Origin of the sequence: Piscinibacter gummiphilus (genome assembly GCF_032681285.1) — a bacterium.
Classification (GTDB): domain Bacteria; phylum Pseudomonadota; class Gammaproteobacteria; order Burkholderiales; family Burkholderiaceae_C; genus Rhizobacter; species Rhizobacter gummiphilus_A.
This window is the reverse complement of the sequence record NZ_CP136336.1, coordinates 4,121,282-4,137,980: the sequence shown is the minus strand read 5'-3', so window position 1 is coordinate 4,137,980 and position 16,699 is coordinate 4,121,282. Positions and strand designations below refer to the sequence as shown.

The 16,699-nt window shown below is 69.1% G+C and carries 22 protein-coding genes; 4 read left to right on the top strand and 18 right to left on the bottom strand.

Annotated features, from left to right (window positions below; translation table 11 throughout):
- Window positions 1-54: 54 nt before the first annotated feature.
- The 4 genes from RXV79_RS19495 to RXV79_RS19480 all read left to right on the top strand — a co-directional run bounded on the left by RXV79_RS19495 (window position 55) and on the right by RXV79_RS19480 (window position 2,487).
- On the top strand, window positions 55-333 hold the full coding sequence (locus RXV79_RS19495) for a BufA1 family periplasmic bufferin-type metallophore (RefSeq protein WP_296728776.1): 279 nt from the start codon (window positions 55-57) through the stop codon (window positions 331-333).
- A complete protein-coding gene (locus tag RXV79_RS19490) occupies window positions 333-1,169 on the top strand; it encodes an MNIO family bufferin maturase (RefSeq protein WP_316699768.1) in 837 nt (278 codons plus the stop codon). Before RXV79_RS19495 ends, RXV79_RS19490 begins: the two co-directional genes overlap by 1 nt.
- Window positions 1,166-1,954 (top strand): DNA-binding domain-containing protein, encoded by a 789-nt coding sequence (locus RXV79_RS19485; protein WP_316699767.1) that lies wholly within the window; start codon window positions 1,166-1,168, stop codon window positions 1,952-1,954. Before RXV79_RS19490 ends, RXV79_RS19485 begins: the two co-directional genes overlap by 4 nt.
- A gap of 74 nt (window positions 1,955-2,028) precedes the next feature.
- The gene (locus tag RXV79_RS19480; protein WP_316699766.1) at window positions 2,029-2,487 is read left to right on the top strand and encodes a DoxX family protein; all 459 of its coding nucleotides are present in this window, start codon (window positions 2,029-2,031) and stop codon (window positions 2,485-2,487) included.
- 15 nt (window positions 2,488-2,502) lie between these two features.
- On the opposite strand, the gene tolA is transcribed toward RXV79_RS19480, so the two are convergent.
- From tolA to nrdR, 18 genes are all read right to left on the bottom strand, one after another.
- Window positions 2,503-3,327 (bottom strand): cell envelope integrity protein TolA, encoded by an 825-nt coding sequence (gene tolA, locus RXV79_RS19475; RefSeq protein ID WP_316699765.1) that lies wholly within the window; start codon window positions 3,325-3,327, stop codon window positions 2,503-2,505.
- A 1-nt stretch (window position 3,328) separates the two neighbouring features.
- On the bottom strand, window positions 3,329-3,760 hold the full coding sequence (gene tolR, locus RXV79_RS19470; RefSeq protein WP_296728802.1) for a protein TolR: 432 nt from the start codon (window positions 3,758-3,760) through the stop codon (window positions 3,329-3,331).
- Between the two features lie 16 nt (window positions 3,761-3,776).
- Complete coding sequence (tolQ, locus tag RXV79_RS19465) at window positions 3,777-4,487, bottom strand: protein TolQ (protein ID WP_316699764.1); 711 nt, start codon at window positions 4,485-4,487, stop codon at window positions 3,777-3,779.
- Window positions 4,488-4,543: 56 nt separating this feature from the next.
- Entirely contained in the window at window positions 4,544-4,972 is a 429-nt protein-coding gene (gene ybgC, locus RXV79_RS19460) for a tol-pal system-associated acyl-CoA thioesterase (RefSeq protein WP_316699763.1), read from the bottom strand.
- Window positions 4,973-5,038: 66 nt separating this feature from the next.
- Window positions 5,039-5,431 (bottom strand): TssQ family T6SS-associated lipoprotein, encoded by a 393-nt coding sequence (locus RXV79_RS19455; protein ID WP_316699762.1) that lies wholly within the window; start codon window positions 5,429-5,431, stop codon window positions 5,039-5,041.
- A complete protein-coding gene (locus RXV79_RS19450) occupies window positions 5,428-7,125 on the bottom strand; it encodes a serine/threonine-protein kinase (protein WP_316699761.1) in 1,698 nt (565 codons plus the stop codon). The genes RXV79_RS19455 and RXV79_RS19450 overlap by 4 nt, the downstream gene beginning before the upstream one ends.
- Before the next feature lie 144 nt (window positions 7,126-7,269).
- Window positions 7,270-8,457, bottom strand: coding sequence for a pyridoxal phosphate-dependent aminotransferase (locus tag RXV79_RS19445; protein WP_316699760.1), 1,188 nt, complete (start codon window positions 8,455-8,457; stop codon window positions 7,270-7,272).
- Between the two features lie 5 nt (window positions 8,458-8,462).
- Complete coding sequence (gene nusB, locus RXV79_RS19440) at window positions 8,463-8,993, bottom strand: transcription antitermination factor NusB (RefSeq protein ID WP_316699759.1); 531 nt, start codon at window positions 8,991-8,993, stop codon at window positions 8,463-8,465.
- A complete protein-coding gene (gene ribH, locus RXV79_RS19435; RefSeq protein ID WP_316699758.1) occupies window positions 8,990-9,454 on the bottom strand; it encodes a 6,7-dimethyl-8-ribityllumazine synthase in 465 nt (154 codons plus the stop codon). Before ribH ends, nusB begins: the two co-directional genes overlap by 4 nt.
- A 15-nt stretch (window positions 9,455-9,469) precedes the next feature.
- Window positions 9,470-10,564, bottom strand: coding sequence for a bifunctional 3,4-dihydroxy-2-butanone-4-phosphate synthase/GTP cyclohydrolase II (ribBA, locus tag RXV79_RS19430; RefSeq protein WP_316699757.1), 1,095 nt, complete (start codon window positions 10,562-10,564; stop codon window positions 9,470-9,472).
- Between the two features lie 43 nt (window positions 10,565-10,607).
- On the bottom strand, window positions 10,608-11,234 hold the full coding sequence (locus tag RXV79_RS19425; protein ID WP_316699756.1) for a riboflavin synthase: 627 nt from the start codon (window positions 11,232-11,234) through the stop codon (window positions 10,608-10,610).
- A gap of 8 nt (window positions 11,235-11,242) precedes the next feature.
- A complete protein-coding gene (ribD, locus tag RXV79_RS19420) occupies window positions 11,243-12,367 on the bottom strand; it encodes a bifunctional diaminohydroxyphosphoribosylaminopyrimidine deaminase/5-amino-6-(5-phosphoribosylamino)uracil reductase RibD (protein ID WP_316699755.1) in 1,125 nt (374 codons plus the stop codon).
- 25 nt (window positions 12,368-12,392) lie between these two features.
- On the bottom strand, window positions 12,393-13,400 hold the full coding sequence (locus tag RXV79_RS19415) for a hypothetical protein (protein WP_316699754.1): 1,008 nt from the start codon (window positions 13,398-13,400) through the stop codon (window positions 12,393-12,395).
- A 7-nt stretch (window positions 13,401-13,407) separates the two neighbouring features.
- Window positions 13,408-14,553 carry a hypothetical protein gene (locus RXV79_RS19410; protein WP_316699753.1) on the bottom strand — a complete coding sequence of 382 codons (1,146 nt, stop codon included), beginning with the start codon at window positions 14,551-14,553 and terminating at the stop codon, window positions 13,408-13,410.
- Entirely contained in the window at window positions 14,550-15,122 is a 573-nt protein-coding gene (locus RXV79_RS19405; RefSeq protein ID WP_316699752.1) for a PulJ/GspJ family protein, read from the bottom strand. Before RXV79_RS19405 ends, RXV79_RS19410 begins: the two co-directional genes overlap by 4 nt.
- Before the next feature lies 1 nt (window position 15,123).
- Complete coding sequence (locus tag RXV79_RS19400) at window positions 15,124-15,558, bottom strand: type IV pilin protein (protein WP_316699751.1); 435 nt, start codon at window positions 15,556-15,558, stop codon at window positions 15,124-15,126.
- A gap of 16 nt (window positions 15,559-15,574) precedes the next feature.
- The gene (locus RXV79_RS19395) at window positions 15,575-16,102 is read right to left on the bottom strand and encodes a GspH/FimT family pseudopilin (protein WP_316699750.1); all 528 of its coding nucleotides are present in this window, start codon (window positions 16,100-16,102) and stop codon (window positions 15,575-15,577) included.
- Between the two features lie 119 nt (window positions 16,103-16,221).
- The gene (nrdR, locus tag RXV79_RS19390; RefSeq protein WP_296728854.1) at window positions 16,222-16,665 is read right to left on the bottom strand and encodes a transcriptional regulator NrdR; all 444 of its coding nucleotides are present in this window, start codon (window positions 16,663-16,665) and stop codon (window positions 16,222-16,224) included.
- Window positions 16,666-16,699: the final 34 nt, after the last annotated feature.

Here is a 16,699-nt window from a genome sequence, read left to right as displayed (position 1 = left end):
GCGGGTCGTCGTCATCGTTCGCGACACCCATCCCACCTCACAAGGAGAACCCCCATGACCCAACGCCTGATCGCTTCCACCGCACTTGCCTCCGTGCTCGCCCTCGGCCTCGCCGGCCACGCTGCCGCGCAAGACAAGGCCAAGGAGAAGTGCTACGGCATTGCCAAGGCCGGCCAGAACGACTGCGCCAACCTCTCGGGCTCGCACTCGTGCGCCGGCCAGTCCAAGACCGACAAGTCGCCCGACGAGTGGAAGTACGTCGCCAAGGGCACCTGCAAGGACATGGGCGGCCTGAGCGCCGACGAGGCCAAGAAGGCCGGCGCCAAGAAGTGATGAACGACAGCCTGCGCTGCGGCATCGGCTTGCGCCAGCCGCACTATGCGCAGCTGCTCGACACCCTGCCGCCGCTCGCCTTCGTCGAGGTCCATTCCGAGAACTTCTTCGGCGATGGCGGCGCGGCGCTTGCGGTGCTGCACGAGGCCCGCGAGCACTACCCGGTGAGCCTGCACGGCGTGGGCCTCGCGCTCGGCTCGGCGGCGGGGCTCGACCCCTGGCACCTCGACCGGCTCGCGCGGCTGGCTGAGCGCATCGAGCCCGAGCGGGTGTCCGACCACGCGAGCTTTGCGCGTGCGCCGCAGCACGTTGGCGGGCCGGTGCTGCACGCCAACGACCTGCTGCCGCTGGCGTTCACGCAGGCCTCGCTCGACATCATGGTGCGCAACGTGACGCAGGTGCAGGAGCGCCTGCGCCGGCCGATCCTGGTCGAGAACCTGTCGGCCTACCTGGCCTGGGCCGACCAGGACATGAGCGAGCCCGAATTCTTCAACGCACTCGTGCGCCGCAGCGGCTGCGGCCTGCTGCTCGACGTCAACAACCTGGTGGTGAACGCGCTCAACGAGCGCGCCCGCGATGCGGTGGTGAGTGCCTGCGCGTGGGTCGATGCGATCGACGCCCGGGCCGTCGGTGAGATCCACCTGGCCGGCTATGTCGACACGGGTGACATCGTCATCGACGACCACGGCGGCCGTGTGCACGAGCCGGTGTGGCAGGTGTACCGCCACGCCCTCGCACGACTCGGCCCGCGCCCCACGTTGGTGGAGTGGGACACCGACCTGCCCCAGCTCGACGTGCTGCTCGACGAAGCGCGGCGGGCCGAGCACATCGCATGAAGACCGAAGCCGAACGCCAGCAGGCGCTGATGGCGGCCATCCTGCGGCGCGACGACGGTGCGTCGTTGCACGAATGGGTGGCTGCGCGGCCGGCCGGTGTGACGCGTGGCCTTCAGGCCTACCAGGCCAACGCCGGGGCCTCGGCCGAGCGCGCGCTGGCGGCGGCGTATCCGACCGTGCAGGCCCTGGTCGGCGAAGACTCCTTTGCAGCGCTGTCGCGCGCCTTCTGGCATGCCGAGCCGCCCGCGCGCGGTGACCTCGCGCAGTTCGGGGCTGGCCTGCCAGCATTCATCGCGGCGAGCGATCAACTGGCCGACGTGCCTTACCTCGCCGATGTGGCGCTTCTCGACTGGCACCTGGCCGAATCCGAGCGCGCACTCGATGCGCAGATCGAAGCCGAGACGCTGCACCAGCTCACCGAGGTCGACCCGGCGCAGCTGCATCTCCTCTTGATGCCTGGCGTGGCGGTGCTGCTCAGCGACTACCCCATCGTGAGCCTGTGGAAGGCGCACCGGCCGGTCGGCGACGCGGCCGAACACCGCACGATTGCTCGCCAGCGGCTCGACCACGGGCAGGGTGAAGAGGCCGTCGTGTGGCGCTTGGGCTGGCGCGCACAGGCCGACATCGTCGACGCCGCGACGGCGCGCTGGATGCAGTCGCTGCTGAAGGGTGAGTCACTCGCCGCGGCGTTCGAACATGCCGGCGCAAGCTTCGAGTTTGAACCCTGGCTGGTGCAGGCGCTGCAACAGCAATGGCTGTGGCGGGCGATGGCCGAGACGGCGTGATCGCTTGCGAGGCCACCGCTGCAAGAACACGCCGCGCCGCACGACCAAGCTGCAACACCACTTGGAGGAACACCATGACCACACTTGCCGCGCTGGCCCCGTTGTTGAGACTCTGGAGCCGCTTCGTCGCCGCACTCGAAGCGCTGCAGCCCGCGGCGCAGCTTGGCGCGCGGCTCTACGTCGCGCAGGTGTTCTTCATGTCGGGCCTGACCAAGATCCACGACTGGGACACGACGCTCGCGCTCTTTGCCGACGAGTACCAGGTGCCGCTGTTGCCCCCGCCCGTGGCGGCCGTGATGGGCACGGCCGGCGAGCTGGTGCTGCCAGTGTTGCTGTTGCTCGGCCTGGGTGGGCGCTTCGCGGCGCTTGGGCTCTCGGTGGTCAACGCGGTGGCGGTGCTGAGCCTCGGCGAGATCGCCCCGGCTGCGTTGCAACAGCACGTGTTCTGGGGCAGCCTCTTGCTCGCGCTGGTGTTGTGGGGGCCGGGGAAGTGGTCGCTCGACAGCCTGCTCGCGCCGCGGCTGGCTGCCTGACGCGCTGGCGCGGGCTCAGGGCTGCGGCCTGAACCCGATGGTGATGCTGGCCGGCACCGAGCCGTCTTCGTCACGCGGCAGCTTGCCGGTCTTGGTGATGGCGTCGAGCACCGCCTCGTCCCACTCGGGGATGCCGCTGCTCTTGACCAGGCGGCGCGCGATCACCGTGCCGTCGGGCGCGGCCTGCACCTGCACGTCGGCCGTCGGGTTGCCGGCCACGGCGCGGATGAAGGTGATGTTGGGGTAGATGGCGGCGCGCAGCTTCCCGGCGTAAGAGGGCGACGGCCCCTTGGTCTGCGATGAGGTGCTCGTCGTGGAGCCGACCTTCTCGCCCATCATCTCGCGCATGCGGGCGAGGTTCTTGTCGCGCGCATCGTCGAGCTTCTTCTGGCGTTCGGCCTCGGCCTTGGCGAGCTTGGCCTTCTCTTCCTGCGCGCGCTTCTTCTCGAGCTTCTCTTTCTCTTTCTCTTCGCGCTCGCGCTTTTCTTCTTCCTGCTTCTTCTTCAGCTTTTCCTGCTTGGCCTTCTCGATGGCAATCTGAGGATCGGGCCGCGACTTGGGCTCGGGCTTCGGTTCCGGCTTGGGCTCAGGCTTGGGTTCGACCTTTGGCGTGGGCTTGGGCGGCGGCTCGGGGGCGATGTCGCGTTGTGCGGCGACCTGCGGCACGGCGGCCCACAACTCGGCCTCCACGCCTTCTGGCTCGCTCATCTTCCAGCTCACGCCGAGCGTCAGCGCGATCACGAGGCCCACGTGCACCAGCACCGCGAAGAGCATGCCGCGGCTCGTGCCGTCGGCGGACTTCGGCATCAGGTCTTCGCGGTCGAAGGTCGACACCGTCATGTCAGCCGTTGCTCTTCACGGACAGGCCCACGCGCTGCACGCCGGCCTTCTGCAGAAGGTCCATCACCCGCACCACCGATTCGTACTTCACCGCCTTGTCGGCCGAGATCACCACCGGGGCGCTCTCGTCTCCGCCTTGTGCGGCGCTCACGCGGTCGGCGAGGTTCTTGAGCGTCATCGTGCTCACGTCCTTGTTGTCGACGCGAAGGCGGAGCGTCTCGTCTTTCGCGACCACGACCTCGATCACCTTCTTGGGCTGCTGCTTGCTCTTGCCCACGCTCGGCAGGTCGACCACGCCGGTCGTGATGAGGGGGGCGCTCACCATGAAGATGATGAGCAGCACCAGCATCACGTCGATGAAGGGCACCATGTTGATTTCGTTGATGGTGCGGCGGCGCCCACCGGCGCGGCCTCCAGACATCACGGCGGGCATCGTGTGCTCCTTGCGTTCAGCGCAGCGGCGCGGGCTGCGTGACCTGCGGCGAAACCGGCTGGCTCGCGTTGCGTTGCAGGATGTTGGAGAACTCCTCGATGAAGGTCTCCATCTGGATCGCGATGCGGTCGATGTCGCGCGCGAAGCGGTTGTACGCGATCACGGCCGGGATCGCGGCGAAGAGGCCGATGGCGGTGGCGACCAGCGCTTCGGCGATGCCAGGGGCGACGGTCGCGAGCGACACCTGCTGCAGGTTCGCCAGGCCCACGAAGGCATGCATGATCCCCCACACCGTGCCGAAGAGGCCGACATAGGGCGAGACCGAACCCACGGTCGCGAGGAAGGAGAGGTTGGCCTCGACCACGTCGAGCTCGCGCTGGAAGCTCGCACGCATGGCGCGGCGCGAGCCATCGAGCAGCTGGCCACCGTCGGTCACGCGGCGCTCGCGCAGCTTCAGGAACTCGCGCATGCCCGAGGCGAAGATGCGCTCCATCGGGGCGCCCTCTGCACGTCTTCCCGCGTCGTTGTACAGGTCGTTGAGGTTTTTACCGGCCCAGAACTCGCGCTCGAATTCTTCGTTCACCGCGCGCACCTTCTTCAGCCCGAAGAGCTTGCCGAAGATGACCGTCCAGCTCGCCAGCGACACCAGAAGCAGCCCGGCCATCACGAGCTGCACCACGAAGCTCGCGTGCAGCACCAGGCTGACGATGGAGAAGTCTTGGTTCATGGAGGCTCAGTCCTTGTTGTTGTGTGGGTCGATGGGAATAGAGGCAAGCGGCGTGCTCAGGTTCCGCGGCCCATGTAGCCGTCCATCACCTTGAGCAAAGGCTCGGGGATGCGCCGGGGCCGGAAGCTCTGCGCGTCGACGCAGCCGATGCGAATGTCGCCCTCGGCCAGGCGCTCGTCGCCGCGCCAGGCGACCTGGGCCACGGTCATGCTGGCCTGGCCGGCGTGCTGCACGTCGACCGTCACGGTGAGCTGGTCGTCGAGCCGGGCCGGTCGCAGGTAGCGCACGCGGGTCTCGGAGACGATGAAGATCGCCCCGGTCTCGGCGCGCAGGGCTTCCTGCGCAAAGCCGAGCGAGCGCAACCACTCGGTGCGCGCGCGCTCGAAGAACTTGAGGTAGTTGGCGTAGAACACCACGCCGCCGGCGTCGGTGTCTTCCCAGTAGATGCGCAGGGTGTGCGCGAAGGTGCGGGCTTCAGCGGTCATGAACGCGAGTTCGACGGCGGGTGTGCCGTCGCCTCGCGGATTATCACTGCGGCTTTTGCAAAGACCTTACGGGAGCTTCTTGTAAACCGGGCCCCACAGCGGGTGACCCTGTTCCGACTTGCTGAGCGCGAAGGCCGGATCGGAGGCCTTGGCGGCGCGAAATTCGGCTTCGCACTCCACCAGCCGCTTGCTGGTGCAGTAGATGAAGGCCAGCACCTTGTGTGCCTCGGCCTGGTCGCGCGGCGACACGAGGCCGGCCTTGAGCGCGTTGTTGAGCTGCCGCTCGGCGTCGGCGTACTGGGCGTCGTCGTAGGCGCGCAGGCCGGACTGGAGCGCCTTTTCGGCCGGGCGGGAGATCACGTCGAGCAGACCGACCGGGGCCTGCTTGGGCTGGGTGACGCAGCCGGTGAGGGCGGCCAGAGCCACAGAAACCAGGGCGGTGCCGAAGAGTGTTCTCATGATCCGAAGCGGTGTTTGAGTGAAACCGGCTGGCCCGGCACGATGGTGACGCTGGCGCTGAACGGCGGGAACTCGTCGTTGCGGATGGTGATGGTGTGGCGGCCTTCGCTGAGCGTCAGCTCGTTGAGCGGGGGCGTGGTGCCCACCGGCTTGCCGTCGACTTCCACGTTGCCCCAGGGGCTCACGGCGATGCGCAGCGTGCCGGTGGCGGCCACGGCGCCCGAGGCGCGCCGGGCCTCGCGCTCGCGGGCCTCGCGGACGCGGCGCTCCTTGGGTGTTTCCTTTTTGGCTGCGGCCGCCTTGGCCGGGGCGGGCTCGGTCTTGTCGACCTGGGCCACCTGGACCGGCGCCGGAGCGGGTGTGGGCGCGACCGGGGCGGCGGCCGGCGCAGGCGCTGGCAGGCTGGCAGTCGGGGCGGCCGACGCCGCAGGGTCGACCGCGGGCGAGGCGTTGTCGACCACGGGGGCAGGCGCGGAGGCCACCTCGGGGGCCGCGGCGGGCGGCGCCGTCACGACCTGCGCGACGACGGGCGCAGCGGCCTGCGCCATCTCGTGTGCGGTGTCTGGCGCGGGCCCGCGCGACGAAAGCGCCCACCAGGCGGTGGCGGCGACGGCGAGAGCACCCACGGCGGCCAGCGCCCAGACGACGGGCTTCTTGCCGCCGGCGAGGCCTTCTTCGGCGGCTTCCTGGCTTTCCTGCTGGGCGTGCTCTTCCAGCCAATGGCGCAGCTCGCGCGACAGGGCGCGGGCCGAGCGGTAGCGGTCGTCGGGGTTCTTCTCCATCGCCTTGGCCGTGATCTCGGACAAGGCGCGGGGCACGCTGGCATCCACCTCGTGCGCCTTGGGCGGCACGAGCGAGACGACGGCGCCGGTGATCTCTTGCAGCGAATTGCCGCGGAACGGGCGCGTGCCGGTTAGCAACTCATAGAGCACGACGCCGAGCGAGAACACGTCGGTGCGGCGGTCGACGGCAGCGTGCTGCACCTGCTCGGGCGACATGTAGTACGGCGAGCCGCCGGCGATGTCGCCCTCGTTCTCGTGCTGGTGCGCCACGCGGGCGATGCCGAAGTCGAGCACGCGCGGCTGCGTGCGGCCGACCATGAAGATGTTGGCCGGCTTGATGTCCCGGTGCACCACGCCCTTGGAGTGGGCGTAGGCGAGTGCATCGGAGACACGGCGCACGATGAGCGCGGCTTGCGTGGGCGTGGGCTTCCAGCCTTCGAGGCGCAGCTGGCGCAGGTCGCGGCCCTTGAGCAGTTCCATCGCGATGTAGGCGCCCTGGTCGCTCACGCCGGCATCGAACACCGTGACGATGTGCGGGTGGCTCAGGCCACCGGCGGCGCGTGCTTCGTTCAGGAAGAGCGCGTTGAACGCCTCGCGCTCCTCGGCCGCGATCTCGAGGTTCAGGGTCTTGATCGCGATCAGCCGCGACAGCAGCGGGTCGTGCGCGGCGAACACACGGCCGAGGCCGCCTTCGCCGATCTGGTACTTGAGGGCATAGCGGCCGATGTGGCCGATGGTCGCCATGTCCTGCCCCTTGCCATTGGCAGCGGGGGTCACGGTGCGCGTGACCTGCGGCGTGGCGGCCGGAAAGTCGACCGACATCTCTTCCGTGTCGACCCAGGGCGCAGAGTCCGGCGGCAACTGAGGGTTGCTCGGGACGGACGGCAGCGGTTCGGAGTCAGGGCCAGTCATGGACGGACTTGGGTGCATCATTCGGCGAGGCAGTAAGCAACCACCATCACGCGAGCTTAGTGCAAGGCGGCCCCATGCTGGCACCAAAAAGCACCGGCTTCGCGCACTAGTAACACCCGGTCACCCAAAAGCCTGTGTGCTTTCTCACGTGACGTGCAGCAACTGGTGCAGGCGCGCCACAGCCTCGGTGAGGCTGTCCATGCTGCTGGCGTAGGAGAAGCGCAGATAACGTTCACCGGCATGGGGGCCGAAATCCCGACCCGGTGTCACGGCCACCTGGGCGCGGCGCATCAGGTCGAAGGCGAAATCCCGGCTGCTGGCGGCATGCTGGCTGCAGTCGGCCCAGGCGTAGAAGGCGCCATCGGGCATGACGGGGACGGTCAGGCCGAGCTGGTTCAGCGCCGGCACCAGGAAATCGCGCCGCGCCTTGAACTCGCCACGGCGGCGCTCGTACTCGGCCAGGCACTCGGGCTCGAAGCAGGCGAGAGCGGCGTGTTGCGAGACGGTGGAGGCGCAGATGTAGAGGTTCTGGGCCAGCTTCTCGACCGGGGCCACGAGCGATTCCGGCAGCACCATCCAGCCCAGGCGCCAGCCGGTCATCGAGAAGTACTTGCTGAAGCTGTTGATCGAGACGATGTCGTCGCCGTGGGCGAGCGCGCTGTGGCCGTACGCCTCGTCGAAGCTCAGACCGAGGTAGATCTCGTCGACGATCGTCACGCCGCCGCGCTTGCGCACCACTTCGGCAATACGGCCCATCTCGTCGTGGGCGATGGAGGTGCCGGTGGGGTTGGAGGGCGAGGCGAGCAGCACACCGCGGGTGCGCGGTGTCCATGCGGATTCGACTCCAGCCGCATCGAGCTGGAAGCGGTGCTCGGGCGGCGAGGGCAGCAACACCGGCACGCCATCCGCCGCCGCCACGAAATGGCGGTTGCAGGCATAGCTCGGGTCGGGCATCAGCACTTCGTCGCCACGGTCGACGAGCGCGAGGCAGGCCAGCTGCAGCGCGCCCGAGGCACCGGCGGTGATGACGATGCGGCGGGCCGGGATGTCGAGGCCGAAACGGTCGCGATACCACTGGCTCAGCTTCTCGCGCAACGCCGGCAGGCCGGTCGCCGGGGTGTACTGTGTGCGGCCTTGCGTGAGGCAGCGTTGGGCGGCGGCTTGCACCAGCGGCGGCGCAGTGAAGTCGGGCTCTCCGATGTTCAGGAAAATCATCGGCCGGCCGCCCTGGGCCGGGTCGCAGACGGGGCTCGCGGCGAGCTCGGAGGCTGCCTTGGCGCACTCCATCACGTAGAAGGGCTCGATGTGATCGAGCCGGGCCGCGAGCTTCATGCCGTTCAGCGGCGCGAGGCGCGGAAAGCCTCGACCTCCACCGGCCGCAGGTCGACCGCTGCCTTGTCGAGCACGCCGTTCACGTACTTGTGGCCGTCGGTCCCGCCGAAGCTTTTGGCCAGTTCCACCGCTTCGTTGATCGCCACCTTGTAGGGGATGTCGATGCAGTGCTTGAGCTCGTAGGTGCCGATCATCAGCACGCCGTGCTCGATGGGCGAGAGCTCGGTGGTCTTGCGGTCGACGTGGCGGGCGAGCACCGCATCGATGTCAGCCGCTTCGTCGATGCAGCCGTGCAACAGCGCGTCGAAGTGCGCGCTGTCGCATTTGTCGAAGCCTTCCTGCTCGCGCACGTGGGCGTCGACCACACCGGCATCGCTGCCGGACAGCAGCCATTCGTAGAGGCCTTGCAGGGCGATCTCGCGCGAGCGGCGGCGGGCCGACTTGGGCGCACCGGCCTTGTTGCCGCCGGCCTTGGGCTTGCCACCAGGCTTGCCGCCCGGTTTGCCAGGGTGGGCCTTCTTGGGCTCAGTGGTCACGAGAGGTCTTCCAGCAGGTTGGCCATCTCGACGGCCACACGGGCGGCGTCGCGGCCTTTTTCTTCGGCGCGGGCCCAGGCCTGCGCTTCGTTCTCGACGGTGAGGATGGCGTTGGCGATCGGCAGCTCGTGGTCGAGCGCGATGCGGGTGACACCCTGGCCGCTTTCGTTGGCCACGAGTTCGAAGTGGTAGGTCTCGCCGCGGATGATGCAGCCGAGTGCGATCAGTGCGTCGAAGCGATCGCTTTGCGCCATCGCATTCAGCGCCACCGGCACTTCGAGGGCGCCGGGCACCGTCACGTGCTTGATGTGCTTGAGCGCCACGCCCAGGGTTTCGAGTTCGGCGATGCAGGCCTTGGCCAGCGCGCTCGTGAGGGGCTCGTTGAAACGCGCCTGCACGATGCCGATGCGCAGATTGGTGCCGTCGAGGTCGGCGGCTTCGCCTTTGTCAGCGTCTTGCATGGGGGTGTCTTCCGTTCAGTGTTCAGGGGCGAGGAAGCCGGTCACTTCCAGGCCGTAGCCGGTCATGCTGGGCATGCGGCGCGGGCTGCCGAGGAGCTTCATCTTGGTCACACCCAGCTCGCGCAGGATCTGCGCGCCGATGCCGTAGGTGCGCAGGTCCATCTGGCCGCGCGGGGCGAGGGTGTCGGCCGGCGCGCCCAGGCGGGTCAGCAGCGAGCTGGTGTCGGCCGAGCAGTTCATCAGCACGGCCACGCCGCGGCCGGCTTTCTGCACGGCCTGCAGGGCCTTGGGCAGCGGCCACGAATGGCCGCAGCTGCCGGTGTCGAGCAGGTCCATCACCGACAAGGGTTCGTGCACACGCACCAGCACTTCTTCACCGGTGTTGATGGGGCCGTGAGAGAGGGTGAGGTGAACGCCGCCGGTGCGGTCGCGGAAGACGGTGCCCTGGAACGTGCCGTAGGGCGTGGCGAGTTCACGCTGGCTCAGACGCTCGATCAGGCTCTCGTTGCGGCTGCGGTAACCGATGAGGTCGGCGATGGTGCCGATCTTGAGGCCGTGTTCCTTGGCGAACACTTCGAGATCAGGCAGACGGGCCATCGTGCCATCGTCTTTCATGATCTCGCAGATCACCGAGGCGGGGGAGAGGCCCGCCATCGCGGCGAGGTCACAGCCGGCTTCGGTGTGGCCGGCGCGCATGAGCACGCCGCCGTCCTTGGCCTGGAGCGGGAAGATGTGGCCGGGCTGCACCAGGTCGCTGGCCTGTGCGTCTTTGGCGACGGCGGCCTCGATGGTGCGGGCACGGTCGGCCGCCGAGATGCCGGTGGTCACGCCGGTGGCCGCTTCGATCGACACGGTGAAGGCGGTGCCGTGCTGCGTGCCGTTGCGCTGGGCCATGGGCGGCAGGCGCAGGCGCTCGCAGCGTTCGCGGGTGAGCGTGAGGCAGATCAGGCCACGGCCGTACTTGGCCATGAAATTGATCGCTTCGGGGGTCACGTGGTCGGCGGCGAGGACGAGGTCGCCCTCGTTTTCGCGATCTTCCTCGTCGACGAGGATGACCATGCGGCCTGCTGCGAGCTCGGCGATGAGCTCTGGGACGGGTGAAATGGGCATCCCGCCATTGTAGGCGGGGCGGGTTTTTCCGGAGGGCGCTCGCCTAGGCAGAAATGCCGGGAGTCAGCATGCGCTCGACATAGCGGGCGATGAGGTCGATCTCGAGGTTGACCTTCGAGCCGGCCTTGAGCGCGCCCAGCGCCGTGTTGTCGATGGTGTGCGGGATGAGGTTGATGCTGAACTCGCACGCACCCGGCAGGTCGGCCACGCGGTTGACGGTGAGGCTCACGCCGTTGACGGTGATCGAGCCCTTGTAGGCGAGGAACTTGGCGAGCGCCTTGGGCGCCTGGATGCGCAGCTCCCACGATTCGCCGACCGGGGCGAAGTGGCTCACCTCGCCGATGCCATCGACGTGGCCGCTGACGATGTGGCCGCCCAGGCGGTCGTGGGCGCGCAGGGCTTTTTCCAGGTTCACCGGGCCGGGCTGGTCGAGGCCGGCGGTCTTGTCGAGGCTCTCGGCCGAGATGTCGATGGTGAAGCGGTGTGCTGCGGCGTCGAAGGTGGTAACGGTCATGCAGGCGCCGTTCAGCGCGATGCTGTCGCCGAGTTGCACGTCGTCGAGGTAGCCGGCGGGCGTTTCGATGGCGAGCTGCTTGCCGTGCGAGGCGTCGGCGCCGAGTGTCTTGACGTTGGTGATGCGGCCGACGCCGGTGATGATGCCTGTGAACATGGTGGTGCTTAGAAGTGTTCGCGGCCGGGCGGCCGCGCGATGAGGCGCAGGTCGGGGCCCAGGCGCTCGATGCTGACGAAGCGTAGCGCAAGCGCGTCGGCCAGCGTCTCCAGGGGGCCGAAGCTCGCGAGGCCCTGGCCGAGGCCGACGAGCGTGGGTGCCTGGTAGACCAGCAGCTCGTCGACGAGGCCCTCGCGCACGAAGGAGCCCGAGAGCTTGTGGCCGGCTTCGACGTGCAGCTCGTTGACGCCGCGCTGGGCCAGGTCGGTGAGCATGCTCGGCAGGTCGACCTTGCCCGACAGGCCGGGGGCGAACGCGATCTCGGCGCCGTGGGCCTTCAGGGCGGCTTCGCGGCCCTTGTCGTGCACGGCGGCGTAGAGCAGCACCTGGCCCGGCGGCTGGAGGATCTTCGCCGTGGGCGGCGTCTCCAGGCGCGAATCGACGATCACGCGCAGCGGCTGTTTCGGCGTCTCGACGAGGCGCACGTCGAGGCGCGGGTCGTCTTCGAGCACCGTGCCCACGCCGGTGAGGATGGCGCCGGCGCGCTTGCGAAAGGCGTGGCCATCAGTGCGGGCCGCTTCGCTGGTGATCCATTGGCTCTGGCCGTTCTCGAGCGCGGTGCGGCCGTCTAGCGAGATGGCCGACTTGAGGCGCACCCACGGGCGCCTGCGCAACATGCGCGAGAAGAAACCGATGTTGAGCTCGCGCGACTCGTCGGCGAGCAGGCCCGTCGTCACGGCCATGCCGTTGGCGCGCAGCCGCTCGCTGCCGTTGCCCGCGACGAGCGGGTTCGGGTCTTGCGACGCGGCCACGACCCGACCCAGGCCCGCGGCGATCAACGCATCGCAGCAAGGCGGCGTGCGGCCGTGGTGCGAGCAGGGCTCGAGCGTGACGTACGCGGTGGCGCCTCGCACGTCACGCCCCTTTGCCGCGGCGTCGCGCAGTGCCATCACTTCGGCGTGGGGCCCACCGGCTTCCTGTGTGAAGCCCCGGCCGAGCACCTGGCCGGCGGCGGTGGCGATCACGCAGCCGACGCGCGGGTTGGGCTCTGACAGGCCGATGGACTGCGCGGCGAGGGCGAGCGCCTCGCGCATGAACGCTTCGTCGGCAGGGGAGTGGTCGGGTGTCTTCATCGGTGGCCGGTGCGGGCCACCAGGTTCAGGGCTGATGCTGAACGGTGACCAAGGGAGCGCCATTGTGCTGCGGATCGTGCGGCGGAGCGGCGTTCGGGCAATCGAGGTCGCCGCGGATCACCAGGTAGTTGCGAGGCGCACGGCCGCTGGCCGGGTAACGGCAGGCCTTGAACGTGGCCGCGGTGAGGCCGAAGGCCCACCCTTGCGGCACCAGCGCCGGCTCGGTGCCGACCGAGGTCATGGCGCAGGCATAGGCGATGAAGCGATCGCCGTCGCCAGCGATGACTTCGCTTTCGCAGCGCTGCGTGGCGGCCTGGACCGACAGTGGCAAGGGCGCATCGTTGGCGCGCAGCGGGTCGGGCGTGGCCGAGAGCGCGAAGCGGATGAAGCCGCGCACCAGCCGAGCCGAGAACGGCTCGCAGTTCGGCAGGTCTTCAAGCCGCAGATCGCGCGCCTGCGCCGATGCGGCCACGGTGCATTGCAGCTGGATCTCGCCGGTGGCGTTGTCCATCACCCAGGCGATGCGACTGTCGGCGGTGGGCTTGACGACGCTGCGGCCATCGGGAAAGGTGCGTGCGCCGGTGCCCGACACGCGCTGGTTCGCGAGCACCCGGTCTTGCGGCGGCACGTCGAGCAGTGCGGAATAGACTGGGGCGAGCCGCGCGGTGCTCGACGCCAGCTGGAGCTGCTGCTCGTTGCCGCCGCGGTGTTGCCAGTGCACGGTCACGCGGCCGGTCTTGAGGCCGTCTTGAATGGCGGTGTCGTGTTCGAGGCGGAAGGTGGTGGCGTTCGTGCTGGCGCAGGCATCGCGGGGCGTGTCGCCGTCGAAGGCGGCCAGGTCGCGCAGGCCGCGCTGGGTTTCCAGCGCCCGCTGCGCGTGCTGCACCGCCTCGCTGCGCTCGCGTGCCAGGTCGCTGTGCTGCCGCAGCCAGGTTTGCAGCCTCACCGTGGCGACGAGGCTCAGCGACAGCACAAGCAGCGCCACCAGGCCCTCGACCAGACTGGCCCCTTGTTGATCTTGGCGTGCGTTCATCGTGGTCTCACAGGTCGCGCCAGCTGCCGGCGACGGGGGCGAAGGTGCCGCTGCGCTCGCGCAGGGTCCGCAGCAGGGCGGCGTCGTGGTGGATGACGGTCGGGCCGTCGGCTTGCAGGTCGTTCTCGGCGATGACCGCGCCGCGGACGGTGGCGCCCGGGCTGTCGGCCCACCGCGTGTGGCGCAGGTAGACGAGGCCGTGGAGGGTCACGGCCGCGTTCAACTCGACCGGCCCGTTCACCACCAGCAGCACGGGCTGCTGGGGCGAGCCCAGGGTCAGCGGCGTGGTGATGCGCAGCCCACCGTCGAGCGCGATCAAGGTGTGGTGGCGAGCGGAGGCTGCGAGCGCTGCGTCGCAGGCGCTGTGGCAATTGAGCGTGGTGGCGCCCGGTTGTTCGCGCCAGTTGGTGGGGCTCATCCGGAAGACGCTCGCGTGCAGGCCATGTGCGCTCAAGCCGGCCAGGCCGGCCTCGTGGCTGAGGATCGAGGCGCGCGAGGGTGTGCCGGGTGTGCTGACGGCGCGCAGGCTCGCGCCCTGCACGCTGCCGCCGGCATGCAGCGTCACGCCGCCGGATGCGGCCTCGGTGTGGGTGAGCGTGAAGTCGCCGGTGAAACTGGCATGGCCTCGCACGGACAGGGCCGCCGCAGGAAGGGTGTCGAGCCCCGGCACGCGGCCAATGCGCTGGCGCAGCTCGATGCTGCGGCCGGCCTCGGTGCCTTGGCCGACGGACACCAGCTGCCAGCGCTCCGGTTGCGCCGGATCGGCCGTCAACTGAACGCGAAACGCCGGTGCCGAGGCGTGTTGCAGGGAGCGGGGCTCGCCGCTGCGAGGGCAATGGCAGACCCACCCCGCGCCTTCGGCGATACAGCTGGCCTGCAGCGGCCCGAGCCGCGCTTGATCGTGCCACGCCATCGCGGAGGCGGACTCGCTGGTGCGGCAGTCTTCGCCGATGGGCGCGGTGCGGTTGAGCAGGGCGAGCGCCCACGCGAGCCCCGCCTGCGCCGCTTCCTGCGCCTGCGCCGTGTGCAGCTGGTGCACCGAGCTGCGCACCTGCAGCAGCACGCTGCGGTTGGCGAACGCCACCGCGAGCAGCACCGCGAATGCGAGCATCAGCGTGACGGGCAAGGCGGCGGCGCCGCGCTGGGCCTTCATGCCGGGCACGCGCCGGAGAGCGCGTCGTGGCGGAGCTGAACGTGGCGCCTGGTGGTGCGTGTCCAGCGTGTGTCGTGCACGGCCTGCGCGGTGAGTTCGATGTCGATGCTGCGCAGTTGCTGGCGCGGTGGGCAGTTCGGCGTGCTGTCGCTGCAGGTTTCGCGGCAGGTGCCGTCGAGCACGATCTCCTGCGTCCGGGGCACGAAGCGCAGCGACGAGACACGAAAAGTCTGGGCGTCGTTCATCGCCTGCCAGTGGCCGTCGCCGATCTTCATGCTGACGACGCCGTCCTGAAGCCGATAGGCAAGCTCCTCGGTGCTGCCGGCCGGGCTGAAGCGCACACCGTCGCCTTGCACCGCCAGGGGGCCGGCACGGCGCAGGTCGCGCGACACGAGGTCGACGATGGCCTGCACATCTTGCGTGAGCCGTGCTTCGATCAAGAGACGGTGGTTCTCGCGCAGGTGCTGGCTCATCGCGAGCAGCGCGACGGCGGTGAGCAGCAATGCGATGGCGAGGCCGACCATCAGCTCCACCAGCGTGAGGCCGCGTTGGTTGTGGGTACGTCTCATGTCAGATGCCCCAGCAGCGGCGGTTGTCGGCGTCGTTGTTGGCATGGCGCTCGTCGTCGCCCGAAGCGCGTGTGGCCTGGCCGTTGGTGACGGTGACCCGCAGCACGCGGCAGGGGCGGTCGCCGGCTTGTGCGCCGGTGGCCGTGGCGATGAGCGAGTAGCCCGATGCGCTCGCGTCGGCCACGGCGAGCGTGTAGTAGCGCAGCCCCGAGGCGGCCGGCGTGCGCAGCTCGGCGAGGCTTGCGTACTGCGAGTTGCTGGAGCGCCATTGCTCCTGGCTCAATTGAAGTTGCAGCAGGGCGCTGACGCCGTCGATGCGCCGTGCCTTGTAGAGCGGGCCCTGGAAGCTCGGGACGGCGATGCTCGCGAGGATGCCGACGATCGCCGTGACGATCATCATCTCGATGAGCGTGAAGCCGCGGTGGAGGCGTTGCATGGTCGAAGCCTCCTCGTCAGCAGGCGCTGTAGCCCGAAACCGCACCCTGCGGCGCGCAGGAGCGCACGCGGCCCATCAGGTTGACGGTGTGCTGCACCGTGCGGCCCTGGGCCCCGCTGAGGCGCAGTGTGGCGGTCGGGCTGGCCGTGCCGTGCTCGGGTGCGAAGAGCACCGAGCGCACGTTGGACTGCAGGGCGACGCCGGTGGCGGTGGGCAGCACCACCGCTTTGATGAGCTCAGCCCCGCTTTCGCAGCGGCCGAGGCCCTCGGCGTCGCACCGGCACCGATCGGCCGCGCCGGTGTGGACCACGTAGCAGGCGTTGCCCAAGAATGTGATGCGCACGCCTTCGTTGCGCAGCAGGGCTTCGGTGCGGGCGTGTTGAAGGTCGCTCGACAGTTCGCCAGCGACGCCCTTGAGCCGCTGCTGGTCGGCCCAGCCATGAAGCGACGGCACGGCGGCCGTCGCGACGATGCCGGCCACGGCAAGCGTGGCCGTCATCTCGATCAAGGTGAAGCCGCGTGCTGCGGCGCTCCCGGTGTGCATGGTGCCCTCCCTCTGTTTTGGTGTGAGGGCACTGTAGAAAATGCACCGCGGTGTGGCTTCCACCGCGCGGGGGTAATCCCCGGGCCACTGGTGAGGGCACCCGGGCGGGGGAGGGCGCGTCAGATGTCCCGGATCAGCTGCCGGAACTCGTCCACGTCTTCGAAGCTGCGGTAGACCGAGGCGAAGCGCACGTAGGCCACCTTGTCGATGCGCTTGAGTTCGCGCATGACGAATTCGCCGACCTTCGTGGAGGCCACTTCCTTGGCACCGCTGTTGAGCAGCTTGTCCTGGATCCGCTCGAGCGCCGCGTCGATCTGCTCGACGCTGACCGGGCGCTTGCGCAGCGCAAGCGTCATTGAGGCGCGCACCTTGCCGATGTCGAACTCGGCGCGCGTGCCGTCCTTCTTGACGACGGAGGGCAGCGCGATCTCAGCGCGTTCGTAGGTGGTGAAGCGCTTGTCGCAGCTCTGGCAGCGGCGGCGGCGGCGCACGACGTCACCCTCGTCGGACTCGCGCGTCTCGACGACCTGGGTGTCTTCGTGGGAACAAAAGGGGCAACGCATAAAGGACGAGGGCCGCGTGAGCGGCCCTGTGAGT